General features: G+C 72.0%; 9 protein-coding genes. 6 read left to right on the plus strand and 3 right to left on the minus strand.

Annotation, left to right across the window (positions count from 1 at the left end; all coding sequences use genetic code 11):
- Positions 1 to 55 precede the first annotated feature (55 nt).
- Complete coding sequence (locus WME95_RS50300) at positions 56 to 1,141, minus strand: hypothetical protein (protein ID WP_437906275.1); 1,086 nt, start codon at positions 1,139 to 1,141, stop codon at positions 56 to 58.
- A gap of 397 nt (positions 1,142 to 1,538) precedes the next feature.
- Here WME95_RS50300 and htpG point away from each other — a divergent pair, with 397 nt between their 5' ends.
- A complete protein-coding gene (gene htpG / locus WME95_RS50305) occupies positions 1,539 to 3,527 on the plus strand; it encodes a molecular chaperone HtpG (RefSeq protein ID WP_437906276.1) in 1,989 nt (662 codons plus the stop codon).
- A 62-nt stretch (positions 3,528 to 3,589) separates the two neighbouring features.
- On the plus strand, positions 3,590 to 4,612 hold the full coding sequence (locus WME95_RS50310) for a hypothetical protein (RefSeq protein WP_437906277.1): 1,023 nt from the start codon (positions 3,590 to 3,592) through the stop codon (positions 4,610 to 4,612).
- Between the two features lie 65 nt (positions 4,613 to 4,677).
- On the opposite strand, the gene WME95_RS50315 is transcribed toward WME95_RS50310, so the two are convergent.
- The gene (locus WME95_RS50315; RefSeq protein ID WP_012241841.1) at positions 4,678 to 5,538 is read right to left on the minus strand and encodes a tetratricopeptide repeat protein; all 861 of its coding nucleotides are present in this window, start codon (positions 5,536 to 5,538) and stop codon (positions 4,678 to 4,680) included.
- 186 nt (positions 5,539 to 5,724) lie between these two features.
- Here WME95_RS50315 and efp point away from each other — a divergent pair, with 186 nt between their 5' ends.
- Positions 5,725 to 6,285: an elongation factor P gene (efp, locus tag WME95_RS50320; protein WP_437548228.1), complete on the plus strand. Its 561-nt coding sequence runs from the start codon at positions 5,725 to 5,727 to the stop codon at positions 6,283 to 6,285.
- Between the two features lie 38 nt (positions 6,286 to 6,323).
- Here the strand turns inward: efp and WME95_RS50325 are convergent, their stop codons facing one another.
- On the minus strand, positions 6,324 to 8,288 hold the full coding sequence (locus WME95_RS50325) for a hypothetical protein (protein ID WP_437906278.1): 1,965 nt from the start codon (positions 8,286 to 8,288) through the stop codon (positions 6,324 to 6,326).
- 151 nt (positions 8,289 to 8,439) lie between these two features.
- On the opposite strand from WME95_RS50325, the gene WME95_RS50330 reads away from it, so the two are divergent.
- From WME95_RS50330 to chrA, 3 genes are all read left to right on the plus strand, one after another.
- Positions 8,440 to 8,634, plus strand: a complete 195-nt coding sequence (locus tag WME95_RS50330; protein ID WP_437548232.1) for a DUF5522 domain-containing protein — start codon at positions 8,440 to 8,442, stop codon at positions 8,632 to 8,634.
- A gap of 251 nt (positions 8,635 to 8,885) precedes the next feature.
- Positions 8,886 to 11,048 carry a VWA domain-containing protein gene (locus tag WME95_RS50335; RefSeq protein ID WP_437906279.1) on the plus strand — a complete coding sequence of 721 codons (2,163 nt, stop codon included), beginning with the start codon at positions 8,886 to 8,888 and terminating at the stop codon, positions 11,046 to 11,048.
- Positions 11,049 to 11,114: 66 nt separating this feature from the next.
- A complete protein-coding gene (gene chrA, locus WME95_RS50340; protein WP_437906280.1) occupies positions 11,115 to 12,317 on the plus strand; it encodes a chromate efflux transporter in 1,203 nt (400 codons plus the stop codon).
- The last annotated feature ends 41 nt before the right edge of the window (positions 12,318 to 12,358 follow it).

A 12,358-nucleotide genomic window follows, 5' to 3' on the forward strand; every position in this document is an offset into this window, starting at 1 on the left:
CGTCGCCCCTCTCGGCGAGGTGCGCCGCGGCGCGCGCCAGCGCTCGCGGCGCGCGTCAGCGCTTCTTCCGCGGATCACCCCGGAGGATGGGATACGCCATCAGCAGGCTCAGCCAGACCACCAGGAACTTCGGGTCGGTCAGCGTCTCGAACGGGATCTCGAAGCGCTCGTTCGCTGTCGCGGCCTCCACCTTGCGCTGCTGCGCCTGCGCCACCGCGGGGCTCACGACCTCGATCCGCCTCCCACCGCTCACGGCGCCCGTGCCGCCGGCCGCGGGCATCTTCGGCAGCAGGGTCCCCTCGGCGATCGCCTTCTCCTCGGGCGTCCGCCCCGTCCTGAGATCCGGGTCGATGAGCACCACCGCCGGCTCGAGCCCCTCGGGGTGCTCGGCGCCGGACGGCTCCGCGGTCGCGATCTGCGCGTCCTCTTTCTCCGGTCGATCCACCGGGACGTAGCGCGGCGCGACCTCGCCCGGCTTGCGATCGCGGAGCTCGACGGTCACCTGGGTCGGGACGTACACGCGCTGCACCTCCTCGAGCGGGACCACGGTGTCCTTGGCGGAGGCCGGCGGCCCGCCCGCGAGCTCGGGCACCTTCGCGCGCGCCGCGTCGATCGCCGCCTGCTCCGCGGCCATCGCGGCCTTGCAGCTCGGAAGGGACGGATCGAAGTCGAGGCCGACGGCGCTGGCGCCCCCCTTCCTCCGCTCCTGGGGCGGCGTGCACTCCTCGTGGATGCGCCCCGCGACTTCGTCGTCCTCCCGGTGCAGGAGCGCGAGCGGGAGCTCCTTGCGATCGTCGATGCCGTTCGCGACCTCCGGCCGGGCCACGAAGCGGTAGCGCACGCGGAGCGCGAGGGTGCGGTGCCCCGCGGCGTCGACGACGGTCACGGCCTCCTTGGCGAAGCTGTCCGTGGTCGCGCCCTGGACCTCGCGCCGGCTCACCATCACCCGGGACTTCCGCAGCCCCGTGAACACCGATCGCGTCTGCGTCCGCACGCGCTCGAGGATCTTGAAATCGCTCGTCCCGGTCGGGACGTAGACATAGCCGTCGAACTGGAGCACGGCGGGCGGACGCTTCACGTCCTGCTCGGCCGTCTTGCCCCGATCGCCGCACCCCGCGAGCGCCAGCACCCCGGCCAGCACGCCGGTTGCCGGGAGAACACGGAGTACTGCACGGAGAAGTGCTACCACAACAGATCTCCACGACGGCGAGGGTGCAACGCCGGTGAATCTAGCTCCGGCGACCTGATGAAGAAACCCTTACCCACCGGAAAAGCCGGGCAAGCATGCGGGGATCGCGCACAGCGACCTGAACGTGACGACCCGGCGCGCAGATCCCGACCTCGACGCAGGCGCCGGCCCACGGCCTGGTGAGCCCCTCACCTGGGCCGGGGGCGCCGCGGCGGCGGGGCCCCGAGCTGGCCGCGGAGCGCGCTCGGAGCGAGGCGACACACCGCGGCGCGCTCCGGGGACGCCCCGCGGCGCTCCGCGCGCGCCGGGGGATTGCCCTTTCGAAAATCGGATGCATTTGGTCGCCGACATGAACACGGAAAGCCCGAACCCCGAAACCAGCGGTTCCACGCCCTCTGCCGACCCTTCGGGTGCGGCCCCGGGCCCGGAGACGCCCGCGTCGACCCCGTCCGAGGAGGCCAAGGCCGCCGGCGCGGTCGAGCTCCCCTTCCAGGCCGAGGTGCAGCAGGTCCTCGCGCTGGTCATCAACTCGCTCTACGCGAACCAGGAGGTCTTCCTCCGCGAGCTCATCTCGAACGCGTCGGACGCGCTCGACAAGGCCCGCTTCCTGGCCCTCACGCGCGAGGGCGTCGCTGAACAATCCGGCGAGCCCGCGATCCTCATCACGCTCGACGACGAGGCCCGGACCCTCACCATCGAGGACAACGGCATCGGGATGACCCGGGACGAGGTGGTGCAGAACCTCGGCACCATCGCCCGCTCGGGGTCGCTGGAGTTCCTGAAGGCCAACGCCGAGGCCGCCAAGCAGAAGAAGGAGGGCGGCAAGCTCCAGCTCATCGGCCAGTTCGGCGTCGGCTTCTACGCCGCGTTCATGGTCGCCTCGCGCGTCGACGTGCAGACCCGCTCGATGCTGCCGGGCGCGGAGCCCGTCCTGTGGCGCTCGTCCGGCGCGGGCTCCTTCACCGTCGCCCCCGGCGATCGCGAGCACCCGGGCACGAAGATCGTCCTCCACCTCAAGGACGACGCGCGCGAGTACACGAAGGTGTGGCGGATCAAGGAGATCATCCGTAAGTACTCGGATTTCGTTCATTTCCCCATCAAGGTGAACGACGAGGTCGCGAACCGCTCGGCCGCGCTCTGGACGCTGCCCAAGTCGCAGATCACCGAGGAGCAGCACGCGGAGTTCTTCCGGCACGTGACCGGCGGCCACGAGGGGGAGAAGCCGCTGCTCACCGTGCACCTGTCGATCGACGCGCCCGTGCAGTTCCACGCCCTGCTCTACGTGCCCGAGAAGGCGCCGGCGGACATGTTCCACAAGGACCGCAGGGGCGTGCGCCTCTACGCGAAGCGCGTCCTCATCGTCGAGGACTGCGACAAGCTGACGCCGATGTACCTGCGCTTCCTGCGCGGCGTCGTCGACTCCGAGGACCTCTCGCTGAACGTCTCTCGCGAGATGCTCCAGGAGAACCGCACGCTCTCCCAGATCGAGCAGCAGATCGTCAAGCAGGTGCTCAAGTCGCTCAAGGACCTCTCCGAGTCGGAGCCCGAGCGCTACGCGGCCTTCTGGAAGGAGTTCGGCCGGGTCATCAAGGAGGGGGTCACCAACGACTGGAAGAACAAGGACGCGATCGCCGAGCTCTGCCGGTTCGAGTCGATGAACACGGAGGCCGGCAAGGTCATCTCGCTCCGCGACTACGTGGCGAAGATGCCGGAGGCGCAGAAGGAGATCTATTACGTCACGGGGCTCGGCCGCCACGCGGTCGAGCAGAGCCCGCACCTCGAGGCGTTCCGGAAGCGCGGCTACGACGTGCTGTTCCTCGTGGATCCGGTCGACGAGTGGTTCGTGCAGTCGCTGAACGAGTTCGACAAGCGCCGCCTCAAGAGCGTGATGCACGGCGATGTCGACCTCGGCGCCGAGCCGGAGAAGAAGGACGAGCCGGAGGCGTCGGTGGACGCGGCCGTGGCGGCGGTCAAGGCGGCGCTGGGCGAGCGGGTGAAGGACGTGCGCGTCTCGCGGCGCCTGACCGACAGCGCGAGCTGCCTCGTCGCCGCCGAGGGGGACCCAGGGGCGAACTTCGAGCGGATCATGAAGCTCATCGACCAGAATACCGGGGAATCCAAGCGGATCCTGGAGCTCAACCCGGGCCACCCGGTGGTGAAGAACCTCAACATCCTGGCGGGGCGCGAGCCCGGCTCGGAGCGGGTGAAGCAGTGGTCCGAGCTCCTCCTCGACCAGGCCCTCCTCGTCGAGGGCGTGGTGCAGGAGCCGGCGAAGCTCGTCCGGCGCATCCAGGACCTGCTCGCGCAGGTCAGCTCCGCCGCCGTCAGTCAGCCCTGACGAGCCGCGGTTTCTTGGCCGGGGTCGAACGTCGGTGATAGGCGCGGGGCGAGGTCGCCAGGATGTCCCGCATCGCAACACCGGCGCTCGGCCGCCGGGCCTTTCTTCGTGCGCTCGGCGCGGCGGGCGGCGCCCTGGCCGCGCCGGGGCTCTGGGCGCCGGCGCCGGCGCTCGCCAGGGCGGCCTCCAGGGTGAGGGCCGTCGAGGCGTCGGACATCGGCGTGACGCTGAAGATCGAGCTGTCGAACGCGCCGTTTCCCTGCGACGGGGCTCCCTACCAGGACGCCACGGCGATGGTCTTCGTGCCGGCCCATTACCGCGCGCCGGAGAGCGATGAGCTCGACCTCGTGATCCACTTCCACGGCCACGTCACGACCGCGGAGCGGGCCATCGCGGCGCACAAGCTCCGCGAGCAGCTCCACGAGAGCAAGCAGAACGCGGTGCTCGTGGTGCCGCAGTGCGCGGTGAACGCGGCGGAGTCGCCCCCGGGCAAGCTGGGGCAGAAGGGCGGCCTCCGGCGGCTGTGCGGCGAGCTCGCGTCGGTGCTCGCGAGCCCCTCGGCGCGGCGGGCGCTCGGCGATCGCGCCATCCCGCGGAAGGCGAAGCTCGGGACGCTCTGCCTGTCGGCGCACTCGGGCGGATACCGCGTCGCGGCCGCGTGCCTGCGCCACGGCGGCTGCGAGGTGAACGAGGTGTACCTGTTCGACGCGCTGTACGGCGAGGTCGACGCGTTCCGCGACTGGGTGCTCGAGCGGAAGGGCCGCTCGGGGCGGGAACGGCACAAGCTCATCAGCCATTTCGTCGCGGGCGACGTGCGGCGGCTCAACCTCGAGCTCGCGCGCGCGCTCGAGGCGCAAGGCGTCGCCTGCCTGCACGAGCGCCGCCCGGGCGAGCTCACGCGCAAGCAGCTCCTCGACGGCCGCGCCATCTTCATCCAGGTCCCGCTCGCGCACAGCGCGGTGACCTTCGAGCAGAACGCGTTCCGCGACTGCCTGTTCGCGTCAGGCCTCCGCCGGCAGCTCCGATCCAGCTGGTTCAAGAAGAAGGACGAGCCGCGCCGGATCGACGTGCGGCGCGGGTCCTGACGTCGTCCCGCCGCCGCGGCGCCGGCGCCGTGGGGGAGGGCGCCGGCCGGTCGCGGCGGCGCTCGTCAGTGCCGGAGCGAGACGTCGGCCAGCGCGAGGCGCGCGTCGTTGATGTACGCGCTGTCCGGGAAGCGGCGGATGAACGATCGCAGCGTCGTCTTCGCGTCGTTCCAGGCCTGGATGTCGAGGAGGCACTCGGCGAGGAGGAAGGTCGCGTCATCCATGACCTCCCGATCGGGCGACGCCTCGGAGAGCGTCATGAGCAGCGGAATCGCGTCGCGCTGCCGGTTCAGCCTGCGGTAGGCGCGCGCCAGGTTGAGGCGGGCCGACGGGGTGTGCGACGCCGTCTCCTTCTGCCGGATGGCGTCCTCGAAGGCGACAGCGGCCTCGTGCCAGCGGCCCGTCCGCATGTGATCGAGGCCCGTCTGGTACGATTTGATCGAGAGCTCCGAGCGCGACTTGTCGACCGAGTCCGAGAAGAACGCGAGCTCGGCCCGGGTGAGCGGCGCCTTGCGCAGCGCCTCGAAGCCCTCGATCACCTCCTGTCGCCGCTCGGCACGGATGAGCTCGTAGAACGCCGCGGCGTCGCTCTCGGCCTTGGCGCGCGCGTCGCTCCGCTGCTGCATCTCCTTGAGATCGGCCTCGTGCTTCGCGATGCGGTCGCGCGCGCCCTTGGTCTCGGCCTGGACGGCGTCCACGCGTGCGTCCCAGGCGAGCTTGACCACGCCGATCACCACGATCACGAAGAGCAGGTTCGCGCTCGCGCTGTTCCAGAAGGCGCGCCGCTCGTACGCCATCTGGCGCTTGGAGATGCTCTTCAGATCCGCGGCGAGGGCGTTCGTGAGGTTGTTCGTCTTGATGATGAGCCCACGGGATTCCACGATCTCACGCTTGATCTCCCTGAGCTCGTCGTCGAAGTCGTGCATTTTCAGGTCCTGAAACCGTGGCCTGTGCAGGAGGCTGTGCTCGTGCTAAGGGGGCCGCGTTCGCGGACCCCCGACCTGTGGAAGGGGGGCCGCGAACGCGGACCCCCGAGCCGCGCCAGGGTGCCGCGGACGCGGATCCCCGGCCTCGCCGACAGGCCGCCCTTACGCTACCAGGAAGCTCTCCCCATGGACACAAGCGACATCCGAAAAGGCCTCAAGTTTATGGTCGACGGCCAGCCCTACTCGGTCATCGACTTCCAGTTCGTCAAGCCGGGAAAGGGGCAGGCGTTCACCCGCGTCAAGATCCGGAACATGGCGACGGGCGCGGTGCTCGAGCGCACGTACAAATCGGGCGAGAAGCTGGAGCCGGCGGACGTGGAGGAGCGCAGCCTCCAGTACATCTATCCGGAGGGCACCGACTTCGTGTTCATGGACGCGGCGACCGGCGAGCAGCTCACGGTCCCCGGCGACAAGATCGGCGATGACTCCAAGTGGCTGAGCGACGGGATGTCGATCGACGTGACCCTGTTCAACGGGCTGCCGATCGGCGTCAGCATGCCCCCGCACGTCGTGCTCCAGATCGTGAGCAGCGAGCCGGGCGTCAAGGGCGACACGGCGAGCGGCGCCACCAAGCCCGCCACGGTGTCGACCGGCGCGACCGTCAACGTCCCGCTCTTCGTGAAGGAGGGCGAGTGGATCAAGATCGACACGGCCGACGGCAAGTACCTGGAGCGCGTCAACAAGTGATCCCCGGCTGACCTCCGGGGTCCGAGGGCCGACGGAGGTCACTTCGCCTCGAAGATCACGGCGGCCGCGCCGGCGACGCACGCGACGCGGGCGCCTCCGTTGGCCGGCGCGCACGCCGTCGCCTGCGCGAGGTCGCCGCCCGTCCAGAGGCGCGCGGCGCCGCCCGCGGTCGCCACGAGGAGCCCGCCGGCGGCGGGGATCGCCAGCGTGGCGCCGTCCGGCGACCGCGCCGCGCCCTGAGGCGCGGGCGTGGTGAGCGGGAACGACAGCGCGGACGAGGCCGGCGCGGCCGCGCGCAGGTCGATCGAGATCAGCGCGGCGCCGAGGGCGATGTCGAAGCCGCGCTCGGACGCGGCGAGCGGGACGAAGGGCAGGCGCTCCGTCCCGGCGCAGCGCTCGGGCGCGGCCGCGCCGGGCCGGGCGCGAGGCCCCTGGCCGCGGAGCAGCGGGAGCGGGACCTCCATCTCGCCGACGGCATCGGGCGAGCTGCGGAAGAGCGCGAGCAAGGTGGGCGCGTCGCAGCGGCGCTCGACGGCGACGAGCTCCGCGGGCCCGGCGTGGACGGCGGCGGGCCAGGGAGGGATGTCCGTCGCGGACTCGGTCGACGTGGCTGGCGACGTGGCCGGGTCGACGCGGACGACGCCCTGCGCGGTCCTGACGAGCAGGGCCCCGCTCGCCTCGAACGCGAGCGGGCCGAAGGCGCCGGTCCTGGTCGGCTGCGGGGCCGCGGCGGTGCGGTACACGGCGGCGGCGGTCGCCGGCGGCGCGAGCTTCGCGAGGAGCTTGCCGTCCTCCTTGGTGCGCGCCTCGGCGCCGCCGCGGTCGAGCGCCGCGATGGCCGCGAGCGGCGCGCCCCGCGTGGACGCCGCGACCGCCTCCGCGTGGTCGATGGCGGCCGCGAGCCCCGGCTCGCCGCAGCGCACCGGACCAGGGCCCGTCCAGACGAGGGCCTCGCCGGCGCGCGCGGCGTCGCGGCCGGCGGTCGCTCCGGCGCCGCGTTCGGCGTCGGCGCAGAGGGCGGCGTGGAACCGGCGCAGCCGCTGGGCGGAGGCGGCCACGGCCGGCGCCGTCGACTTGCCGCGCGCGTCCCGGAGCAGGGAGGCGGCCAGGGCGCGCAGCGCCTCGCCGGGCTGGGCCGCGTCGCGCGAGAGGCCGGCGGGGCGATCCAGGAAGACGAGCGGGGCGCGGACCTCGGACGCGGCGCCCGCCGGGGCAGGGAACGGGCGCAGGGCGCCCGAGAGGCCGACCGAGACGATGAGGTCGTCGCGGCCGTCCGCGTCGCGATCGGCGACCTCCAGGGAGGCGGAGAGCGCTTCCTCCGCGGGCGGCGCGCGGAGGCGGAGCTCCAGGGCGAGCTCCGGGGGCGCGCCCGCGCCCGCGGCGGGCCCGGGGAGGCGGATCACGGCGATCCAGCGCGTCGGGCCCGTACCCGCGGCGCCGCGGTGAGCGCCGCCGCACTGCGGGGCGAAATCGAAGGCGAGCGCGGAGGGGCCGATCTGGCTGAGGCCGACGCGCGGGGTGCACCCCTGCGCGTCGAGATCGCCGGGGAGCGCGGCGAGCGTGCGCAGCGCCTGCGGCCGCGCGGCGGGCGCGAGCAGGAGCTCGCCGCGCAGGCCGTCGGGCGACCGCGCCCACGCGACGAGATCGCGCGCGCCGTCCCCGTCGACGTCGAGGAGGAGCCCGGTCTCGAACGTGCGCCCGGTCGGCGCCGCGGCCACGGGGCCGCCCTCGAGGGGCCATTGCTTGCCGCCTTCCGGCGCCGGGACGCTTGGCACGACCGTGAACCGAGGCGCGGCGGCGTCCGGGGCGCCGGCGTCGGCCTCGGGGCCGGCGGTCGCCGCGCCAGGGACGACGCCGCTCAGCGGGGGCGGGGCGCCGGAGGGCGCCACCGAGCCGAGCGTGTAAGGCGTGTAGGGCCTGGAGCTCGGGCAGCCATCGCAGCCGGCGGCGGCGAGGAGCGGGAGCAGGGCGCGGAGGAGCTTCGAGCAGGATCGATCGGGCATCGCGGGCGGACCCGGCGGCGCACCGGTGTGCGGCGGGCGGCGCAGGCGTAGCACGGGCGGCGGGCGGGCGTCGTGGAGCCGGCGCGCCGTCCAGCCGCCCGCGCGCCGGATGGCGCCGGTGCGCCTTTCGGAGTAGCTTGATCGAGGGTAGATGAGCGGGCCGAAGCCTCCCAGGGCCGTCGAAGGCGAAGACTATTACCTCGAGGGAGGCCGGGTGGTTTTCACAGAGGCGTATCACCTGAAACGGGGATACTGCTGTAACTCCAAGTGCCGCCACTGCCCTTACCGGGAGAGGGCGCCGGCAGAGTCGATGACCGTCGCGCTGCCTCGGCTGAAGCTCCCCTGACGCCGGTGACGCCGGTGCAGCGGTCGAGCCTCCGCGGCGGATCGCGGCGAGCGGCGCCATGCAACGAGCCGCCGTGACCGGTTCGCAGGAGCCGCTGCGCACGCGCGCGCCGGCGCTCCGCGGCGGCCGCGGGAGGCAATCCGTCTGCGGTTGATGACGGGCGGAGAGCCCCGGCGCACCACGGAATGTCGGTTGATCCGGATTGCGTGGAGCGTCTAGGATTTCGCGCTCACATTCGCGCGGGAGCTCCTATGCGTCGCGGCCTTCACCCTCTGCTCTGCTGCCTGTTGCTCTCCGCGCCGATCGGCTGCGACGCCACGTCCGCGAACAGGCCGCCCGACGAGACGCCGGGGAAGGTGCCGAGCGCGGACGCGGATGGCGATGGGATCAGCGATGCGGAGGAGGGGCGCGGCGATGCGGTCGACACGGATCGCGACGGTCAGCCGGATTTCGAGGACACCGACTCCGACGGCGACGGGCTGTCCGACAAGCTCGAGGGCGCTCCCTTCCCAGGGGAAGCGAAGCCGCGTGACAGCGACGGCGACGGGGTGCCGGATTACCGCGACGAGGACTCCGACAACAACGGGCTACCCGACGAGGACGACGGCGACGGCGACCGCGACCGCGATGGAACCGCCGATTACGTGGATCCCGACGATGACGGCGACGGCCTCCTGGATGTTGTCGAGCTCGGGTCGGACCCGCTCGATCCGGTGAACACCGACGGCGACAAGTGGCCTGATTTCCGTGACAGGGACTCCGACGACGACGAACTCCTGGATCGGTACGAGAGAGAGTTCGACGCCGACGGCGACGGGATCCCGGCGTTTCGAGATCTCGACTCGGATGGTGACTGCCGGCCCGATTCGATCGAGCGCGGCGACGGTGACCCCGAGCAGCCGCCCATCGACAGCGACAGGGACGGCGGGGGCGATTTCCTCGACCTGGACAGCGACAACGACAGCCTGCTCGACGAGCTCGAGGACCTCAATTGCGACGGCGTGCTCGACCCGGGCGAGTCCAGCATCGCGAGCGAGGACACGGACGAGGACGGCGTGAACGATCTCATCGAGCAGGCCGCCGGCACGGACCCGAACGACGACCTGGACAACCCGCGGGCCAGCGGGGATTTCGTGTTCATCATGCCCTATCAGGGCCAACCGGATCCCGCGCAGGACACGCTGGATTTCTCGACCACCATCTCGCAGGCCGACGTGGTGTTCGCGATGGATACCACCGCGACCATGGGCGGCCAGATCAATCATCTGAAGGGCGCGCTCCAGGAGATGATCGATCAGCTCGCCAAGGAGATCCCGAACATCGGCATCGGGGTGACTCAGTACAAGGACTTCCCGATCGACGCCTACGGGGGCCCCAAAGACCAGCCGTTCTACCTGGAGCACCGGGTGATGAGCGTCCTCACGCCGGCAGGGCGTGAGTCGGTGCAGGACGCGGTGAACTACCTCAAGGCCGAGGCCGGCGGCGATCTCCCGGAGAGCGGCTGGGAGGCTCTTTATCAGATCGCCACCGGGGCGGGCACGAACGAGGGCGGCGCCAACGTGCCCGTGTTCAATCCGCTGAGCGCTCCGCCGGGCAGGACCCCGGCGGGCGAGACGGTCGGGACCATCGGCGGCGTGGGCTTCCGCTTCGGCTCGCTGCCCATCGTGGTGATGATCACCGACACGCCGAGCCACAACGGGACGTTCGCACAGCACAACTACGCCACGTCCAGGGTGGAGTCGCCGACCTCTTCGGAGGCGCTGCAGGCGGTGACGGGCGTGGGAGGCCGGCTCATCGGCATGGTCGCCTCCAGCTCGGTCGAGGCGCAAGCCGACCTGACGGCCGGCGCGGTGGCGACGGGCTCGGTGGTCCCGCCGGCGGCGTGGGGACCGGAGGGCATGCGCCCGCCGCGGTGCGCGGTGGGACAGTGCTGCGTCGGCGAGAACGGGAGCGGCGTGACGATCGAGAGCGGCAAATGCCCGCTCGTGTTCCGGGTCGCCAGCAGCGGCGACGGGCTGAACCTGGCCGTCGTGCAGGCGATCAAGGTGCTCACGACCTATGTCACGCTCGACATCTCGGCGGCGGTGGCGGACGAGACCGACGCGGTCGACGCCGCGAGCGCGTTCATCGACAGGATCATCGCGAACAACAGCGCTCCCGAGCCCTGCGCCACCGGCTTCCGGGTCATCGACAAGAACGTCGATGGCGTCGCGGATACCTATACCAACGTGTTCCCCGGGCCCACGATCTGCTTCGACGTGATCCCGAAGACCAACGTCTCGGTGCCTCCGACGACGGAGCCGCAGGTGTTCACGACGAACATCGTCGTCACCGGCGACAGCGTGACCACGCTCAGCACCCGCAAGGTCTTCTTCCTCGTCCCGCCGGAGATCCCGGAGCCCCCCATCGACTGATGAGCCTCCGGCGCTCGCGGCTCCCTGGAGGCCCGGCAAGGCCTGTTCCACGCGGCACCACATATCATGAGCAAAGACTCTGGCATCGAGGGCGCGCCGACGTCCGGGGAGGCCCGCGGCGCGGCGCTCTGGGAGCTCGCGCGGCTCTTCTTCCGGCTGGGCGCCACGGCCTTCGGCGGCCCCGCGGCCCACGTCGCCATGATGGAGGACGAGGTGGTCCGCCGGCGCGGCTGGATGACGCGCGAGGACTTCCTCGATCTCTACGGTGCGACGAACCTCATCCCGGGACCCAGCTCGACCGAGCTCGCGATCCACATCGGGCATCGCCGGGCCGGCTGGGCGGGCCTGCTCGTGGCCGGAGGGTGCTTCATCGTGCCGGCGGCGCTCATCACGCTCGGGTTCGCGTGGGCCTATGTCCGGTTCGGCGCGGTGCCGGAGATGTCGGCGCTCCTCTACGGGGTGAAGCCGGTGATCATCGCGGTCGTGGCCCAGGCGCTCTGGGGTCTCGGCCGCGCCGGGCTGCGCTCGCGGCGCTCGCTCGGCCTCGCGGCGCTCTGCGCGGGCGCGAGCCTCTTCGGGATCCACGAGCTCGCGGTCCTGGCCGGCGCGGGCGCGCTCGCCGTGTCGCACCGGCTCGCGGCAGGGCGCCCCGCGGGTCCGCCTCCCGGCGCGGCGGCCGTCGCCGTCCCGCTCGCCGTCCCGCTCGCCAGCGGCGCCGCCGCGACGGCCGCGGCGGTGAGCGTGCCGTTCGGGCTCCTGCCGCTGTTCCTGTTCTTCGCCAAGGTGGGCTCGGTCCTCTTCGGGAGCGGGTATGTGCTCCTCGCGTTCCTCCGCGCGGATCTCGTCGAGCGATACCGGTGGATGACGGAGGCCCAGCTGCTCGACGCGGTGGCGGTCGGCCAGGTGACGCCCGGCCCCGTCTTCACGGCGGCCACCTTCATCGGTTATCTCCTGGGCCGCGTCCCGGGCGCGCTGGTCGCCACGGCGGGCATCTTCCTTCCTGCGTTCTTCTTCGTCGCGCTGAGCGGACCGCTGATCCCCCGCGTCCGCCGTTCCCCCGTGGCCTCGGCCTTCCTCGACGGCGTGAACGCGGCGTCGCTCGCCCTGATGGCGGTCGTCTCGTTTCGCCTCGCCCGCGCGGCGGTGGTCGATTGGCTCACGGGCGCTCTGGCCATCGCGGCAGCGCTCCTGCTCATCCGGTACCGCGTGAGCTCGCTCTGGCTCATCCTGGCCGGCGCCGTCATCGGCGTCGCGTCGGTTCACGTCTGAGCCGGCGCTCCTCGCTGTTCCGGCCCCTCCTCGCCGCGCCC

Source organism: Sorangium sp. So ce327, assembly GCF_051530205.1.
GTDB classification, from domain to species: Bacteria; Myxococcota_A; Polyangia; order Polyangiales; family Polyangiaceae; genus Sorangium; species Sorangium cellulosum_B.